15 protein-coding genes are annotated in these 16,081 nt (G+C 71.7%); 4 read left to right on the top strand and 11 right to left on the bottom strand.

Annotated features, from left to right (window positions below; all coding sequences use genetic code 11):
- Positions 1–5: 5 nt before the first annotated feature.
- Positions 6–701: a ribonuclease H gene (locus ABZ079_RS14785; protein ID WP_356939814.1), complete on the top strand. Its 696-nt coding sequence runs from the start codon at positions 6–8 to the stop codon at positions 699–701.
- Here the strand turns inward: ABZ079_RS14785 and ABZ079_RS14780 are convergent, their stop codons facing one another.
- Both ABZ079_RS14780 and ABZ079_RS14775 read right to left on the bottom strand, forming a co-directional pair.
- Positions 702–1,523 (bottom strand): tyrosinase family protein, encoded by an 822-nt coding sequence (locus ABZ079_RS14780; protein WP_356939813.1) that lies wholly within the window; start codon positions 1,521–1,523, stop codon positions 702–704. It lies immediately after the preceding gene.
- 34 nt (positions 1,524–1,557) lie between these two features.
- Entirely contained in the window at positions 1,558–1,953 is a 396-nt protein-coding gene (locus ABZ079_RS14775; protein WP_356939812.1) for a tyrosinase cofactor, read from the bottom strand.
- Positions 1,954–2,771: 818 nt separating this feature from the next.
- Here ABZ079_RS14775 and ABZ079_RS14770 point away from each other — a divergent pair.
- Both ABZ079_RS14770 and ABZ079_RS14765 read left to right on the top strand, forming a co-directional pair.
- Positions 2,772–3,755: an aldo/keto reductase gene (locus ABZ079_RS14770; protein ID WP_356939811.1), complete on the top strand. Its 984-nt coding sequence runs from the start codon at positions 2,772–2,774 to the stop codon at positions 3,753–3,755.
- A gap of 85 nt (positions 3,756–3,840) precedes the next feature.
- Positions 3,841–4,335: a DUF6328 family protein gene (locus ABZ079_RS14765; RefSeq protein ID WP_356939810.1), complete on the top strand. Its 495-nt coding sequence runs from the start codon at positions 3,841–3,843 to the stop codon at positions 4,333–4,335.
- Here ABZ079_RS14765 and ABZ079_RS14760 read toward each other — a convergent pair.
- The 9 genes from ABZ079_RS14760 to ABZ079_RS14720 all read right to left on the bottom strand — a co-directional run bounded on the left by ABZ079_RS14760 (position 4,332) and on the right by ABZ079_RS14720 (position 13,915).
- Positions 4,332–4,967, bottom strand: coding sequence for a DUF2238 domain-containing protein (locus ABZ079_RS14760; RefSeq protein ID WP_356940072.1), 636 nt, complete (start codon positions 4,965–4,967; stop codon positions 4,332–4,334). The two genes, ABZ079_RS14765 and ABZ079_RS14760, sit on opposite strands and share 4 nt — an antisense overlap.
- Before the next feature lie 117 nt (positions 4,968–5,084).
- The gene (locus tag ABZ079_RS14755) at positions 5,085–5,513 is read right to left on the bottom strand and encodes an SsgA family sporulation/cell division regulator (RefSeq protein WP_356939809.1); all 429 of its coding nucleotides are present in this window, start codon (positions 5,511–5,513) and stop codon (positions 5,085–5,087) included.
- Between the two features lie 250 nt (positions 5,514–5,763).
- On the bottom strand, positions 5,764–6,735 hold the full coding sequence (locus ABZ079_RS14750; RefSeq protein ID WP_356939808.1) for an LLM class F420-dependent oxidoreductase: 972 nt from the start codon (positions 6,733–6,735) through the stop codon (positions 5,764–5,766).
- Between the two features lie 50 nt (positions 6,736–6,785).
- Positions 6,786–8,384: a serine/threonine-protein kinase gene (locus ABZ079_RS14745; RefSeq protein WP_356939807.1), complete on the bottom strand. Its 1,599-nt coding sequence runs from the start codon at positions 8,382–8,384 to the stop codon at positions 6,786–6,788.
- 209 nt (positions 8,385–8,593) lie between these two features.
- On the bottom strand, positions 8,594–9,562 hold the full coding sequence (locus ABZ079_RS14740; protein WP_356939806.1) for a pyridoxal-phosphate dependent enzyme: 969 nt from the start codon (positions 9,560–9,562) through the stop codon (positions 8,594–8,596).
- Between the two features lie 92 nt (positions 9,563–9,654).
- The gene (locus ABZ079_RS14735; RefSeq protein ID WP_356939805.1) at positions 9,655–10,686 is read right to left on the bottom strand and encodes a polyprenyl synthetase family protein; all 1,032 of its coding nucleotides are present in this window, start codon (positions 10,684–10,686) and stop codon (positions 9,655–9,657) included.
- Positions 10,683–11,723: a tetratricopeptide repeat protein gene (locus tag ABZ079_RS14730; RefSeq protein ID WP_356939804.1), complete on the bottom strand. Its 1,041-nt coding sequence runs from the start codon at positions 11,721–11,723 to the stop codon at positions 10,683–10,685. The genes ABZ079_RS14735 and ABZ079_RS14730 overlap by 4 nt, the downstream gene beginning before the upstream one ends.
- Before the next feature lie 152 nt (positions 11,724–11,875).
- Positions 11,876–12,553: an AIM24 family protein gene (locus tag ABZ079_RS14725; protein ID WP_356939803.1), complete on the bottom strand. Its 678-nt coding sequence runs from the start codon at positions 12,551–12,553 to the stop codon at positions 11,876–11,878.
- Positions 12,554–12,700: 147 nt separating this feature from the next.
- Positions 12,701–13,915: a serine hydrolase domain-containing protein gene (locus ABZ079_RS14720; RefSeq protein WP_356939802.1), complete on the bottom strand. Its 1,215-nt coding sequence runs from the start codon at positions 13,913–13,915 to the stop codon at positions 12,701–12,703.
- Positions 13,916–14,249: 334 nt separating this feature from the next.
- Between ABZ079_RS14720 and ABZ079_RS14715 the strand changes: the two genes are divergently transcribed.
- Positions 14,250–16,013: a M4 family metallopeptidase gene (locus ABZ079_RS14715; protein ID WP_356939801.1), complete on the top strand. Its 1,764-nt coding sequence runs from the start codon at positions 14,250–14,252 to the stop codon at positions 16,011–16,013.
- The last annotated feature ends 68 nt before the right edge of the window (positions 16,014–16,081 follow it).

The following is a 16,081-nucleotide window of genomic DNA, read 5'->3' as shown; positions in this document are numbered from 1 at the left end:
ATGGCATGATCGTGCGCATGCGTGAACGTGTGGTGGCCGCGTGCGACGGGGCTTCGAAGGGAAACCCCGGACCGGCCGGATGGGCGTGGGTGGTCTCCGGCGACGACGAGCGGGCCCCGGGCCGCTGGGAGTCGGGCCCCCTCGGCCGGGCCACCAACAACGTCGCCGAACTGACCGCCCTGGAACGCCTGTTGGCGGCCGTCGACCCGGATGTGCCGCTGGAGATCCGGATGGACTCCCAGTACGCGATGAAGGCGGTCACCACCTGGCTGCCCGGCTGGAAGCGCAACGGCTGGAAGACGGCGGCCGGCAAGCCGGTCGCCAACCAGGACCTGGTGGTCCGCATCGACGGCCTCCTCGCCGGCCGGACCGTCGAGTTCCGCTATGTTCCGGCCCACCAGGTCGACGGCGACCCGCTGAACGACTTCGCCGACCGCGCCGCCAGCCAGGCGGCCTCCGTCCAGGAGGCGGCCGGCAGCGCGCTCGGCTCCCCGGAGCCGCCGCCGTCGCCCGACACCCCGAAGGCGGCCGCCCCGCGCAAGAAGGCGCCCCGCCGCACCGGCGGCGGAGCGTCCTCCCGCACCATCAAGGCGAAGTTCCCCGGCCGCTGCCCATGCGGCCGCTCCTACGCGGCCGGCGAGTCCATCGCGAAGAACGCGCAGGGCTGGGGCCACCCGGAGTGCCGTACCGCCGAGGCCTGATCAGACGTCGAACGTGTAGTGCGGGGTGTGGTCCAGCAGCTCCGCCGGACGCACGTTGTTCCACGGCTTCATCGTCTCGTTCAGGTCGATGACGTCCGGTGTGCCGGCCGCGGGCGCGTACCCGGCGTCCGGGTGCCGCCGCTGCCACTCGGCCCACAGCTTGTCGATGTAGGCGTGGTGCATCCAGAACACCGGGTCGTTGGGGGAGACCCCGGTGGCCATCTGCCCGCCGACCCAGACGTGGACCCGGTTGTGCAGATTGACCCCGCGCCAGCCCTCCAGATGGTTGCGGAAGCCGTCCGAGGCGCTGTTGTACGGAGCCATGTCGTACGTGGCCATCGCCAGCACCGACTCCACCTCGGCCGGCGTGGGCAGTTCGCGCACGCTGGTGCCGAGGGAGCGGCGCAGGAAGGTACGGCCGTCCACCCGTACGTTGATCGGCCAGTTGCCGGTCGACGCGGCGAACGGGCCGTCCATCACCCGGCCGTCCGTGCTGCGCCCGGTGCCGCCGAGGAAGTCCGGCGCCCACAGCGAGGCGCGGACCGTGCGGTCGGTGCTCCAGTCCCAGTACGGCAGCGCCACCGAGGAGTCCACCGCCTGCAGCGCCTGCTCGAAGTCGAGCAGGAATCTGCGGTGCCACGGAAGGAAGGACGGAGAGCGGTGGCCGACCCGCTCGCCGCTGTCGGTGTCCGACATGATGAAGGCGTTGTGCGTGCGGACGAACTCGTCGTAGCGTCCGCTGCGCTTGAGCTCGATGAGGGCGTCGGTGAACCGCTTCTTCTCTCCGGCGGTGAGGGCGGCCTGGTTCTTGCGTACGGTCATGGTGCGCGGTGCTCCGTGATCCTTGCTCGGGTGGTCAGTTGGCGGGGAACGGCAGCAGCGGTGCGCCCTGCAGCTCGTCCACCGCGGCACGGGCGGCGGCGCGCGGGGTGGGTACCGGGTCGTAGTGGCTGACGACGCTGATCCAGCTGCCGTCGGCGTTCCGCATCACATGCAGCTGCACCCCGTCCACGAACACCGCGTAGCCACCGCCGTGTTCGTGGTGGTGACCGCCTCCGCCGGCCGGACGGCCCTGTATCCGGCGGCCCTTGTAGACCTCGTCGAAGGTCTCCGGCGCGGTGTGGTCGTGGCGGGCGGCCGAGGGGCGGGAGGTGAGGGCCGAGGCATGGGAGGCGGCTACGGTGGCGGCTCCTGTCGTGGCGGCGAGGGCGGCTGCCGCGGTGAGCGCGCGGCGCCGGGTGATGCCGGGCATGCGGGTCCTCCTGGAGATCGTTGCGGTGGTGACGACGCATGCCTATCCGGGGGCCTGGGAACGGAAGAAATCCTCCGGAACCGGTTGGCTACGATCCGGACAATTAGTCACATGCCGTACAGCATTGAACAAAGATGATCTTGCTGTGACGGTGGCTCGATCCAGTACGGAACGGGAGATTCCTTGCGATGCCGGCCGTGATCGCGATGATCTTTCTCGCGCGCCGCCCGCCCTGTGGCACGGCTCACCGCGCCAAACTGACGCGATCGGGCGGTCCTGCCGTACTGCCCAACGGCGCCGATCGAGCACGTCAGTGCCTGTCAGGGGTGGGTGCGGTGAAGGCCGCCCGTGCCCAAGGAGGGCCCGCGGGCCGGTACCCCGCCGTCCTGCTCGACTTCGTGCGGCACGGACGCGGACGCCCTGCTGGACACTCCGCTGCCCGAGCTCGGCCGGGACTGGTCCGGGCACCTCCTGCCCGCCCAGCATGAGCGGGGCGCCGACCCGTTGCGCGGATCGCCTTCGCGTGTACGGCATCGCGCGCGGCCCGCACCTTCGGGAGCCGGACGGCGACGTCATAGCCGACCGGTACGGGCCGCTCGTGCAAACACGGTTGACGCCCGGGGCTGTCACCGCCCCTCGCCGGGCCCGGTCAGCAGGGCTTCGGCGGACGTGCGGAAGGCCGCGAGCAGGCGGTTGGGGTCGCCGACGTCCCTCTGCCTCCCGTCGGACCGTGTCACCCGCGTGGGTGGGAAACGCACAGGTCGCCGACCGGAGCGGTCCGCTCCGCGGGACGCGGCACCGGATGACACACTGACGCCATGGACGAACGCGTAATCGGCAGGTCGGGTCAGTGGGCATCGGTGGTCGGCCTCGGCACATGGCAGCTGGGCGCCGACTGGGGCGACGTGGACGACAAGGAGGCCCTGTCCGTCCTGGAGGTGGCGGCCGAGTCGGGGGTCACCTTCTTCGACACGGCCGATGTGTACGGCGACGGGCGCAGCGAGGAGACCATCGCCTCGTTCCTGCGCGGCCGGCCCGATCTGCATGTGCTGGTGGCCACCAAGATGGGGCGCCGGGTCGAGCAGATCCCGGAGAACTACGTCCTGGACAACTTCCGCGCCTGGAACGACCGCTCACGCCGCAACCTCGGCGTCGACCGCATCGACCTGGTCCAGCTGCACTGCCCGCCCACCCCGGTCTACTCCTCGGACGAGGTGTTCGACGCCCTGGACACCCTGGTCGAGGAGGAGCGCGTCGCGGCGTACGGGGTCAGCGTGGAGACCTGTGCGGAGGCGCTGACCGCGATCGCCCGTCCGCACGTGGCCAGCGTGCAGATCATCCTCAATCCGTTCCGGATGAAGCCCCTGCGCGAGGTGCTGCCCGCCGCCCGCGAGGCCGGCGTCGGCATCATCGCGCGCGTACCCCTCGCCTCCGGCCTGCTGTCCGGCAAGTACACGAAGGACACGGTGTTCGCGGCCAACGACCACCGCACCTTCAACCGGCACGGCGAGGCCTTCGACCAGGGCGAGACCTTCTCCGGTGTCGACTACGAGACCGGTGTCGAGGCGGCCGCCGAGTTCGCCGCGCTCGCCCCGGAGGGCTGCACACCCGCCCAGCTGGCGCTGCGCTGGATCATTGAGCAGGACGGCGTGACCACGGTGATCCCCGGTGCGCGCACCACGGAGCAGGCCCGCGCGAACGCGGCCGCGGCCAAGCTGCCGCCGCTGCCGAAGGAGACGTCCGCCGCGATCCAGGATCTGTACGACCGCCGGATCAGGGCGCAGGTCGAACACCGCTGGTGAAGGCCGTGGCGCACAGCGTCCGCGCCGGCGGCCACGCTGGGACGCACCCGTTTGAACGAACGGCCGGACGGTTACACGCAACCGCATGACGCAGGAAGGACGACGCCGAGGGCGTGACGAGACCGAGGAGGAGCGGGCCGACCGGATGTGGGGTGAACTCATCCAGGAGGTCCGCGTGGCCCAGACGGGCGTGCAGATTCTGTTCGGCTTCCTGCTGACGGTGGTCTTCCAGCCGAAGTACGCCCAGCTCGCCGACATCGACCAGGCCATCTACATCGTGACCGTCGTCCTCGGTGCCTGCGCGACCGGGGCCCTCATCGGCCCGGTCTCCCTGCACCGGCTGGTCTCCGGCCGCCGGGTCAAGCCACAGGCGGTGCGGCTGGCGTCGAGGATGACGTTCGTCGGGCTGGTCCTGCTGCTCGCCACGATGACGGCCTCCCTGCTGCTGATCCTCCGGGTGGCCACACACGACAGCTACGTGCCGTACCTGGTGGCGGCCGTCGTCGCCTGGTACCTCGTCTGCTGGTACGGCCTGCCGCTGTGGGCCCGCCGCAGGCACACGGCCCGGTCGGACGACTAGGCCGGATCCCGGCGCCCGGCCGACGGCCGTCGGCGCCGGTCCAGCGTCCGCAGCTGACCGTCGTGGGCCCGGCTGAGCAGCAGCAGGGAGAGCACGGCCCCGACCAGGGCGCAGAACATGTCCCACTGGGTGTCCCACACATCGCCCTGCGTGGCGAGGAACGCGTCCGCGCCCTGCCCGCCGATCACGGCAGCCAGCCACTCCAGCAGTTCGAAGCAGGCGCTGAAGGCCATGCAGGCGCAGACGGTGAGCGGGGCCAGCCAGCGGCTGCCGCGCAGCGGCGAGGTACGGCTGAGCAGTTCGCGGACCAGGACGGCGGGTACGAAGCCCTGCATGAGGTGCCCGAAGCGGTCGTACGGGTTGCGTTCGAGGCCGAACGAGTCGCGCACCCAGTCGCCCACCGGAACCTGCGCGTAGGTGTAGTGGCCGCCCACCGCGAGGACCAGTGCGTGCACGGCCAGCAGCCCGCACAGCAACCCCGTCAGCGGGAAGCGCCGCCGGGTCAGCACCACCAGGGGCAGGCCCACCAACGCCCACACGGTCTCCAGGAACCAGGTCGTGCGGTCGCGCACGCCCCACGCCGACACGGCGAGCCCGACGGCCACCGCCCCGGCGAACACGGCGGGCGGCACGCGGCGCGGCACGGGAAGCGGGGCGGGGTGCGCTGCGGTCACGGCGGGGCTCCTTGCCTCAAGGCGTCGTAGGAGCCCCCATCGTGGCGTCGGCCAGGGCCGTGGGCATGAGTACGGCTACTCAGCCCCGGAGAGGATCTCCGCCAGCAGCTCGTCGACCGGAACGTGTTCGTGCCCGGGCGGGACGATCTGGTGGGTCTCGCGCAGGAACGCGGCGATCGCGGGTGCCCAGGCGAACACCACCGCGTGGTGCCGGCTTCCGTCGGGCCGGTAGTCCCCCAGGAAGTCCAGGCGCAGCTCGTGCCACATCCCGGTGGCGGCGGGCCGCACCCGTACGTCGCCCACACCGACCGGCCTGGTCAGGCCGTCGGAGAGCATCTCCCTGTCCAGCCGCCAGCGGGCCAGCACACGGCCGTCGTGACCGAAGACGGCGGTGACGGCGAACGGGTCTTCGGCGTCGTAGCTGAGATGAGCGAGCACGGGACACCGTTCGGTACCTCCCGCGCGGAGCTGTACCACCAGGGTCTTGTGCACGAACGAGTTCACGCGAGGGCCTCCGGGAACAATCGGCGTAGAGCCCTCTAGTACCCCCATCGAGCCCGGAATGCTCACACGAGTGATTGATTCCCGGGGGCTCCCCGCAACGAGGCCGGAGGGGTCGGCGAGGATCGCCGCGCACAGCGCGGCCGGGTTCTCGGCGGCCTCCAGCGCTGTATGGCCCCCTCGGCCATGCTGGGGCGGCCCTGCGCTCCGGAGTTGGGGGCCCCGGGGCATGCCCACGGAAGGGCAGGGGCCGTCAGCCGAACGCGTCCCGCAGGGCCGGCAGCAGGGTCTTCGCCGACCAGTCCAGGTACTCCGGCTGCGTGTCGCCGCCGATCTGCACGAGGGCGACCTCCTCGAAACCGGCCTCCGCGTAGGGCCGTACGGCTTCCACGAAGGCGTCGGGGTCGTCGCCGCACGGAATGGCGGAGGCGACGTCGTCCTGGGTCACGAACTGCGTCGCGGCCTCGAAGGAATCCGGGTGCGGCAGTTCGGCGTTCACCTTCCAACCGAGCCCGAACCAGCGGAACTGGGAGTGGGCGCGCTTGATCGCCGTCTCCCGGTCCGGGTCGTAGCACACCGGCAGCTGGCCGACCCGGGGCTTGCCGGTGCCGCCGTGCCGGTCGAAGGCCTCCAGCAGGCCCGCCTTGGGCTCGGTCGCGATGACCAGATCGGCGAGGTGGCCGGCCAGCCTGCAGGACCGCTCGCCCGAGACGGCGATGCCGATCGGCGGGGCCTCGTCCGGGAGGTCCCACAGGCGGGCCGACTCCACGTCGTAGTGCTGTCCGTGGTGGGTGACATGGCCACCCTCGAACAGCGCGCGGATGATCTGCACCGCCTCTTCGAGCATCTCGTGCCGTACGTCCACGGGCGGCCAGCCGCCGCCCACGACGTGCTCGTTCAGGTTCTCGCCGGAGCCGAGGCCGAGCCGGAACCTGCCCTCCGACAGCAGCTGCACCGTCGCCGCCTTCTGCGCCACGATCGCCGGGTGGTAGCGCAGGATGGGGCAGGTGACGTAGGTCATCAGGGGGATGCGCGAGGTGGCCTGGGCGGCGGCGCCGAGCACGCTCCACGCGTACGAGGAGTGCCCCTGCGAGCGCAGCCACGGAAAGTAGTGGTCCGAGGTCACCGAGAAGTCGAACCCGGCCTCCTCGGCCCGCACCAAGTGGTCCACCAGGTCCCGGGGACCGGCTTGCTCGGTCATCATCGTGTATCCGATTCGCACCATGAGAGGCGAGTCCCCGGGGCGGCCGCGAGAAAACGGCCGAAGGGCCCGGGTCAGTCCTTCGGCTCACGGAACGTCTGCAGGAACGTCTTCAGAGCCAGCCGGTTGGCCGCTTCGTCCCAGGTCGCGGCCGGGGTGGTGAAGCGCAGGGAGAACCCCCGGCGGCCGCCCAGCACGAACCCCCGTCCGAAGGTGTGCACCCGCGCGTCCCCGGACCCCGCCAGCCACTCGATGTCGGCTGCCTTGTGACCCTGGTAGGCGGTGGCCCGGACTTCGCCGACACGGTGATAGCCGGGCAGTTTCGCCAGTCCCGGCTCGACGTCGTTCCGCCAGACGGCGACCGGGTCCGGGCCGACACGTGCGCTGTAGGTGACGGCGAGCGTGGGGGAGTCGCCGCTGTCGCCGAAGGTGACGCGGTAGGCGAGGTCGGTCACACGGGAGGTGGTCAGCCGTTTCCAGCCGTCGGGGAGCGCCACCGAGAAGCCCTCCGGGGCGGTGTAGCGCCGGTAACCGGCCGGCAGGACGGGGGAGGCCGAGGCGGTCGGCGTGGGGGTGGCGGTCGGCGTGGGGGTGCCGGCGGGGGTGCCGCCGCCGGCGGACGGGTCGGCGGGGGCGGCCGGGGCGGCCGGGACGGTGGCGGCGCCGGGCCCGTCCGCCGTGTCCGTGCCGGGCAGCCGGTGGGTCGCCGCCAGGACCGCGGCCGTGACGGTGACCGTGGCCAGCACGGTGCCCGCGGCAAGGGCGCGTCTGCCCCGCCCCGGTCCGGCGAGGTGCACGCCCCGGTACGCGGCGCGCACCCTGGGCACGGGGGACGGTTCCCGGTCCGTGTCCGTGTCCCCGGTCAGGGCCCGGGTCAGGGCCTCGTGGACCACCGGCCGGGTCAGCCGCTCGACGGAGTTCTTGCGCAGCAGCCCTTGCACGGTCTGGGTCAGCGGGCCCGCCCGCAGCGGGGTGCGCAGCGGCAGCCGGTCCACGGCCTTGAGGGTGGCGTCCGCCCGGCCGCGATCACGGAACGGCGGCCGGCCCTCGACCATCGTGTAGAGCAGGGCGCCCAGCGCCCACAGGTCGGCGGCCGGGCCGATGCGCTCGTCGCGAGCCTGCTCCGGCGAGGCGTACGACGGCGCCGTGAGCCGTGGGACGAGGGTCGACCCCGCCAGCCCGAACCCGGTGACGACGACGGGGCCGTCCTCCGGCAGGAAGAGCTGGGCGGGGCTCAGCTCCCCGTGTGTGATGCCCTCGTCGTGCGCGGCCTGCAGCACATCGAGCAGATCCAGGCCGATCCGCGCCGCCCGTACGGCGTGGAAGGAGCCCTCGCGCCCGAGGACTTCACTCAGGGGCTTGCCGTCGATCCACTCGGTGACGGTCCACAGGGTGCCGGCCTCGACCACGGCGTCGACGACGGTGGCGACCCGGCCGGGGCGCAGCAGCCGCATGGTCTCGGAGGCCCGGATGATCCGGGCGGTGACGCGGCGCGCGCTGTCGTCGGCGGAGGGCTCCGGAAGGGCGGTCTGCGTCACCAGCCGGGGCTGCTCCGCCGTCACGTCCTCGGCGTACCACCACTGGCGGTTCGTCTCGCGGGCGAACACCTCGAGGAGCCGGTACCGCCCGGCCACCAACTCGTGTGCGGAGACGTGCGCCTTGGCCATGGTCATCCCTCGCTGCAACCCCTGCCTGGTGTTTCCCAGAGGTACGCGGGGCGCGCGGGGGAGCGTTCAAAGAATCCTCAACTCGGGCCCGTTCCTGCCTTTTATTCAATCGTCCGAAAGGGCTTGCTGGTTGGGGTTGATCGCCGCCACCGGCTCTTCGAACTGCGGGTAACCGAGGGTAAATCCCCCGCGGCGGCCAAGGCGCACGACCGGTGTCACACCAGGCCGAAGCGGTCGGCCCATCCGGTGAGTTCCCGGGGTGCCGTATTGCCCCCGCACACCACGAGTCCGATCCGGGCGCCCTCGCCGACGCGGGCCCTCACCTGCCGGGCCGCGGGCAGCAGGCAGCCCGCGGCCGGCTCGGCCCACACCTTGGCGTGGTCGGCGAGGTCCAGGCAGCCCTGCACGGCGTCCCGGTCCGTGACCACCAGGACCTCCTCGACCAGCGCCGACACATGGTCGTACGTCAACTGCGACACCGAGGGCGCGCTGAGCGTGGTGACCAGGGACGACAGCGGCACCGGTACCGGTCCGCCCGCCGCGAGCGCGGCGGACATCGCCTCGGCGCCCTCGGTCTCCACGCCCCACACACGGACACCGGGCCGCTTGACGCGCAGCGCCGCCGCGATCCCGGCGATCAGGCCACCGCCGCCGATGCTGACGACGACGTCCGTCAGTTCGGCGCTGCCCTCGACGTCCTCCGCCAACTCCAGCCCCACGGTGCCCTGTCCGGCGATCACGACCGGGTCGTCGAACGGGTGGACCAGGGTCAGTCCCTCGTCCCGCAGCCGTGCCACCAGCTGAAACGCGTTGTCCATGCCGTCGGTCAGCCGCACCGACGCCCCGGCCTCCTGCGCGAGACGGATGGAGCGCGCGGACGCGGTCCGGGGCATCACCACGGTCGCCTTCACGTCGAGGGCCGCCGCCATCACCGCAAGCGCGATCCCGTGGTTGCCGCCGCTGACCGCGGCCACGCCCGCGGTCCGCTCGGCCTCGCTCAGCGACAGCAGCTTCGCCGTGGCCCCGCGGGCCTTGAACGAACCGGTGCGCTGCAGCAGTTCGAGCTTGGCGGTGACCGGGACGCCGAGCAGCGCGCTCAGGCCGGGGCTCGGTACGGTCGGCGTCCGCACGATGTGTCCGGCGATCCGCTGCGCGGCGGCTTCGATGTCCGAGATGCCGATCAAGGTGCCTCACCCTTCCGGCGCGGGGTGAGGACCGCGCCTCACGCACCTTGACCTGCCTCGACAGTCGAGGTCAACGCCGTTTCGGAGCATGGCTACAGGATGCGGTGCACCAGGAGGTCCAGCAGCCGGTGCAACTCCTCGGCGGCTCCGGCGGCGAGGGGCGCGTCAGCGAGCAGGGCCCGCGCGGCGGCCGTGTGCGCACGGGCCTCGGCCAGCGCCGCCGTACGACCGCCCGCCTCCTCGATCAGCACGGCCGCCTCCTCGGCCCGTCCCGGCGAGCCGAGCAGGGCGGGCAGCCGCCGGGCCGCCGGGGAGCCGAGCGCGACCAGCACCGGAAACGTCTTCTTGCCTTGCCGCAGATCACCGCCCACGGGCTTGCCGGTGACCGCCGGGTCCCCCCAGATACCCAGCACGTCGTCGACCAGCTGGAAGGCGATACCGAGGTGCCGTCCGGCCCGGTCCAGCGTGGTGACCGTGGCCTCGGGCGCCCCGCCGAGCGCGGCACCCAGCGCGGCGGCGCAGCCCAGCAGCGCGCCGGTCTTGCCCTCCGCCATCGCCCGGTATTCCTCCGGTGCCACCCGCTCCGGGCCGGTGCACGGCCGGGCGGCGAACAGCAGGTCGTCGGCCTGCCCGCGGACCAGGTCGGCGAGCGCCGCCGAGAGCAGCCGTACGGCCTCCGCCCCTTGCGGCGCGGCGGCGAGCGTGCCCACCGCCAGCGCGAACAGAGCGTCCCCGGCGAGCACCGCCGGACCGGTGCCGTACGCCTTCCACACGGCGGGGCGGCGTCGCCGGGTCGCGTCGCCGTCCATGATGTCGTCGTGCAGCAGTGAGAAGGCGTGCACCAGCTCCACCGCGACCGCGGCCGGGATGCCGGCCCCTCCCTCGGCGCCCGCCGCTTCGGCGCCGAGCACCGCCAGCGCCTGCCGTACGCCCTTGCCGCCCGGCGCCGCGGCGGGTGCCCCGCCGACCTCGCACCAGCCGAAGGAGTACGCGGCCATCTCGGCGACCCAGGGGTGCAGCCGCCCCACCGCCTCCGTCAGCGCGGGCCGCACCAGATCCCGGCAGCGGGCGAGGGTCTCGGGAGCGGAGAGCGCCGCCCGTACCGCCGTGGGCGGCGCGGTCACCGTACGACCTCCGTGTCGAGACCGAACTCCCGTTGGGCCCGGGTCACCATCTCCCGCGCGTGTTTCAGGCCACTGCGGTCCAACGTCCGTGCCAGATCGGCGAGTTCGGCCGCCGTCTCGGCGCGGTCCCGGCCGAGGCGGGCCAGCGACTTGGCCAGGCCCAGCCGGGCCAGCGCCTCACCGCGCGGCTCGCTCATCGCGCGGAACTCCTCCAGCGCCAGCTCGTACAGTTCCCTCGCCTCGGCGTAACGTCCGGCCCGGTAGTAGACGTTGCCGCGCATCTTGTGGTTGTAGGCGAGCGCGCTGGAGAGGTTCATCGCCCGGCACGTGGCCTCCGCCTCGGACAGCAGCTCCAGCGCCCGTTCGGTGTCGCCGTCACGCACCGACAGGACGTCGGCGAGTCCGCGCAGCGCCCAGGCGTGCCCGCGCCGGTCCTCGGCCCGCCGGGCTATCTCCGCGGCCTCCTCGAACAGGGCGTAGGCCTTGTCGTGGTCGCCGGTGTTGCGGTGCATCTGCGCGATGCCCTCCAGGGCCCACACCGTGTGCCGGGCCTCCCCCCGCTTGCGGGCCTCGGCCAGCAACTGCTCGTGCAGCCGGCCGACCGCCTCGTAGTCGCCCTGGATGCGGCCGGTCTCCGCGAGCCCGGCCAGCGAGTACCCGCGGACCACGACGTCCCCGCCGCGCTCGCCCAGCTCGGCCGCGAGCCCCAGCAGCCGCCAGGCCAGCGGGAACGCCCCGCGTTGCCGGGCCAGGGTGCCGCCACTCCACAGCGCCCAGGCCATGGCCGCCATATCCCCGGCCTCCCGGGCCGCGCGGTAACTCGCCTTCCAGGCCCGGTCCGCGTCCCGCACATGGCCGAGCCGCCGGTGGGCCTCGGCGACGGCGAGCCCGCAGCGGGCCGCCTCGCCGGGGCGCCCGGACCGCTCGGCCTGGCGCAGCCGCTCGGTGCCCTCGGCCAGCACGTCGACCAGCGAGGAGTTCACGGACAGGGTGGTCAGGGTGCCCTGGTACTCCGGGGCGAAAGCCTTGCCGTACATGCGTACCCTTCTATACACGGAGTGTATACATGTCGTGTATAGCGTCTCGGAAATACGCCCCGGCCCGAGGGGCCGGGGCTCGGTCTGTTGTGGATCAAGACGCCGGTACGGCGGCGGGGGTTGCCCGCGCGGCACGGATCACTTGTGAAGGTTCAGTGCTGCGTCGCCTTCTGGGGCGTCACCTCGCTGGGCCGCACCACGACGTACCCCTCGCCCTGGAGCATCAGCTGCACGGCCTCACCGGAGCCGCCGCGCAGCATCGAGCCGAGGGACTGCGAGCGGTGCAGCGAGGTCTGCAGATGCGCGGTCCAGCCCACCACCGCGTCCGTGTCGACGTACACCGGGGCCTGTGCCGAGACCGGAATGACCAGCGGGTTTCCCTCACAGACCAGACCGAGCCGGCCCTGCCCGCTGAACACGCTGTTGAACAGGCCGCCGCCGGCGATGCCCGACCCCTTCACCGTCCTGATCTCGTACGACAGCGAGGCGTCGAAACACAATACGTTGCGGCCGTTCACGGTGAACTGGTCGCCGGGCTCGACTTCGACGATGAAGCAGTTCTGCGCCTCGTGCGCGAACCAGGCCTCGCCCTGCCCGCGTACCGCCATGAGGGGCAGTCCCTCACCGGTGACCGCACGTTTGAGCATGCCGCCGACGCCCTGCCCCTTGCGCTCGAACCTGAGGTCACCGCGGTAGGCGATCATCGCGCCCTGGCGCGCGTGCATCTCGCCGTTCACCGCGTACTTGAGGCACTTGGCGTTCTCCGCGGACATTCCCGGCTCCACGGCCGGCTGCACCACGTGCTGACTGGAAAAGAGATCACCCTTCATACGGGGCATGGTGTCCCGGACGATGTCATTCCGCCAAGATCGCCGGACGTGCCGGTTCCGCCACCGGACAGCCGGGTCCAGTACGGGGTGCGGGGGACCGCGTGACCAGCTCCCCACACCCGCACCCGGCCACCGCGCTCACTCCTGTCACCCGCCCGCCGAAGCGACGTCCCCGTTCCGCTCCACCACCGCCGAGCCGCGCAGCGTCTTCGCCGACTTCCCGCAGAACGCCGACTCCAACGCCCCCGCCAACGTGTTCAGGACTTTCCCGTTGTTGGAGGTGTTGGTGACGGCCGTGAGACTGCGCTTGCCGTCCTTCGTCGCGAAGGCGTACGTGTAGTAGCCCTGCACCGCACCCGTGTGGCCGTACACCGAGACCCCGCAGGACAGATCGCGGCGTCGCAGCCCGAGTCCGTAGGCCGTCGTGCTGTTGACCTGTGTGAAGTGCTCCATCTCGGCGAGCCGTGCCGGGGACAGCAGCTTTCCGCCGAACAGGGCGGAGTAGAAGGAGTTCAGGTCCCTGGCACTGGAGATGATGGCGCCGGCGCTCTGCGCCCAGGAGACCGTCTGGGCGGTCGCGTCCACCAGCTGGGCGCCGGCCGCGTCCGGAGTGAGGTACCCGCGGGCGTACCGGCCGGGGATCGCGGTGTCCGGGTGGACGTAGAACGTGTCGCGCAGCTTCAGCGGCTTGAAGACGCGATTCTCGTACGCGGCCTTCACGGAGTGCCCCGTGAGCTTCTCGATGAGCAGGCCGGCGATGACGAAGTTGGTGTTGGAGTAGGAGTAGGCGGCTCCGGGCGCGTTGGTGCGGGGCTTCTTCAGGGAGAGCTCGACCAGCTGCCGGTAGGTGAAGACCTTCTTGCGCACCGCCTCGAAGCCGGAGACGCTCTTGGCGAACATATCGTTGGCGTAGTCGTACAGACCGCTGCGGTGGCCGAGCACCTGGCGGACCGTGATCCGGTCGTCGGGCAGCAGCCCCGGCAGGTAGCGGTTGACCGGCGCGTCGAGCACGAGCCGGTGTTCGTCGGCGAGTTGCAGCAGGACCACGGCCGAGAAGGTCTTGGTGACGCTGCCGATGCGGAACCGGTCGCCGGTGGCGATGGCCCGCTGGGTGCTGCGATCGGAGACGCCCTTGGTGACCCGGTACGTCTTGCCGTGGTCGTCGATCCGGGCCAGCGCGCCCGGTGCGCCCTGGTTCAGGGCCGTGCGCAGCACCGAGGCCAGGCCCGTGGTGTCGGGCGCCGGAAGCGCCGCTGCCGTGGGGGTGTCCGGCTCCGAGGTCGCGGCCCGTGCCGGGACCGCGAGGAGCGACAGTACGACCGCTCCGAGGACCGCACCCCGGCCCACCGTTGCTGAGACCATCCGGCACCCACTCCCATCCGTACGTGTCCTGATGCGATATCGGTCACATTCCGACCTCGGAACCTAGGCGATCAGGGCGGCGTCTCCACAGTCGACACACAGTTGGTCGACTCGTGATCACTCTGTGGCGCTCTTTCGTAAAGGAATGCCATAGAAATTTGCGAAATGGATCATTCCGGCTTTACGTGGACATGACTGATCCGTAAGGGTGACCCTCGGGGCCCTACCGGTCCCCGTGGCGCCCAACTGCGCCACGTCCTTGGGCGGTTGGTGATCCCGGCCGCCTGCGTACGAAGGAACCCTGATCAGATTGCGTAGACCGCACATACGCTCCGTGGCGGTCGCCGTCGCGGTGACGACGGCTGCCACGGGCCTGGCCGGCACGGCCTTCGCGGGTCCCTCCACCACGGGGGTGGAGCGGACCGCCGCGTCCGTCCCTACGAGCGCCACGGCGGTGGTGGAGGCGGCACGCACCGCGGCCTTCGCCCAGGCCTCGGCGACCGGCGTGTCCAAGGGTGACGAACTCCAGGCCCAGGATGTCCTGATCGACCCCGAGGGCGCCCGGCACGTCCGTTTCGTCCGGACGCACGGCAACCTGCCGGTGCTCGGCGGCGACCTCATCGTCCACCTCGACCACAAGCTGGCCTACACGGGCGTGACCCGCGCGGCCGACCACACCGTCAAGCCGGCCGCCTCGAAGGCCAAGCTGACCGCGCAGCAGGCCGCCACGAAGGCCGCCCAGGCCGCCAAGGGCGACGCGAGCGGCACCCAGCTGGTCGTCGACGCCCGCGGTGGCGCCTCCGCCCTCGCCTACCAGGTGACCGTGACCGGTCAGGGCGGGGCCCACACCGTCGTCGTCGACGCCGTCACCGGCAAGGTGCGCAGCAACACCCCCGTCAGCGACGAGTTCCTGTCGCCGAAGCTGCTCGAGACCCTGCGCGAGCGCGGCGAGAGCGCCGACCCGGAGACCGGTGTCGGCTCTCCCGCCCCGGCGGGGCTGCTGGGCTCGGGCGTCTCCGGCGCCACGCGCTACCCGGCCACCGCCAAGGGCACCGGCAAGACCCTCTTCGTGGGCACCGTCGGCCTCACCACGACGCAGACCTCGCGCGGCCACTACCAGCTCAAGGACCCGACCCGGTACGGCACCGAGACGCGGGACGCCAAGGGCTCGTACACGGAGAAGTTCAGCGCCGGTACGAAGTTCACCAACACGACCAACGTGTGGGGCAACGGCAAGACCACCAGCCGGGCCAGCGCCGCCGCCGACGCCCAGTACGGCGTCACCAAGACGCTGGACTTCTACAAGAACACCTTCAAGCGCAAGGGCATCGCGGGCAACAGCAAGGCCGCCCGGGCGATGGTCCACTGGGGCAAGAAGGTCGCCAACGCCTTCTGGGACCCGACCTGTAACTGCATGCTGTACGGCGACGGCGACGGCCAGATGTTCAAGAAGCCGCTCGTCGTCCTCGACGTCACCGGTCACGAGCTGACCCACGGCGTGGTGGAGGCGACCGCGAACCTGCAGCCGACCTTCGTCGACTCCGCCGGGAACCAGTACGGCGAGCCGGGCTCGCTGAACGAGTCGCTCGCGGACATCTTCGGCTCGAACGTCGAGTTCTACGCCAAGAACGCGAAGGACACCCCGGACTACCTCGTCGGCGAGAAGCTGGGCCTCGCCCAGAAGTTCCTGCGCCGCCTCGACCACCCGTCGCTGGACAAGCTCGAGGGCACCATCGACTACTGGTCGCCGGAGGTGTACGGCACCGAGGTGCACGCCGGTTCCGGCGTCTCCTCCCACGCCTACTACCTCCTCGCCGAGGGCAGCGGCAAGAAGAAGATCGGCAGCGTCACCTACAACTCGCCGACCTACCACAACATCGCGGTCAAGGGCATCGGCCGGAGCAAGGCCACCGCCATCTTCTACCGCGCGCTCACCCGCTACATGGTCTCCACGACCGACTTCCACCAGGCGCGCATCGCGACCCTGAAGGCGGCCAAGGACCTGTACGGCGCGAACAGCACCGAGTACAAGACGGTGAACAAGGCGTGGTCCGCGGTCAACGTCACCGCCGCCAACACGCCGGCCGCCCGCCACTGACGGACGGCAGCGCACACCAGCACCACCGGATGCCCCGCCCCGCGCGGGGCATCCGCATGTCCCGACCG

Origin of the sequence: Streptomyces sp. NPDC006314 (genome assembly GCF_040613075.1) — a bacterium.
Taxonomy (GTDB): Bacteria; Actinomycetota; Actinomycetes; order Streptomycetales; family Streptomycetaceae; genus Streptomyces.
Note: the sequence above shows the minus strand (reverse complement) of the source record. Positions and strands in the feature narration are given on the sequence as shown.

Excerpts from the sequence above, each read along its gene's own strand:
- ABZ079_RS14750 (WP_356939808.1), bottom strand. The coding sequence starts at position 6,735 with ATGGTGCGAATCGGATACACGATGATGACCGAGCAAGCCGGTCCCCGG.
- ABZ079_RS14780 (WP_356939813.1), bottom strand. The coding sequence starts at position 1,523 with ATGACCGTACGCAAGAACCAGGCCGCCCTCACCGCCGGAGAGAAGAAG.
- ABZ079_RS14725 (WP_356939803.1), bottom strand. The coding sequence starts at position 12,553 with ATGAAGGGTGATCTCTTTTCCAGTCAGCACGTGGTGCAGCCGGCCGTG.
- ABZ079_RS14720 (WP_356939802.1), bottom strand. The coding sequence starts at position 13,915 with ATGGTCTCAGCAACGGTGGGCCGGGGTGCGGTCCTCGGAGCGGTCGTA.
- ABZ079_RS14765 (WP_356939810.1), top strand. The coding sequence starts at position 3,841 with ATGACGCAGGAAGGACGACGCCGAGGGCGTGACGAGACCGAGGAGGAG.
- ABZ079_RS14730 (WP_356939804.1), bottom strand. The coding sequence starts at position 11,723 with ATGTACGGCAAGGCTTTCGCCCCGGAGTACCAGGGCACCCTGACCACC.
- ABZ079_RS14785 (WP_356939814.1), top strand. The coding sequence starts at position 6 with ATGATCGTGCGCATGCGTGAACGTGTGGTGGCCGCGTGCGACGGGGCT.
- ABZ079_RS14770 (WP_356939811.1), top strand. The coding sequence starts at position 2,772 with ATGGACGAACGCGTAATCGGCAGGTCGGGTCAGTGGGCATCGGTGGTC.
- ABZ079_RS14775 (WP_356939812.1), bottom strand. The coding sequence starts at position 1,953 with ATGCCCGGCATCACCCGGCGCCGCGCGCTCACCGCGGCAGCCGCCCTC.
- ABZ079_RS14745 (WP_356939807.1), bottom strand. The coding sequence starts at position 8,384 with ATGACCATGGCCAAGGCGCACGTCTCCGCACACGAGTTGGTGGCCGGG.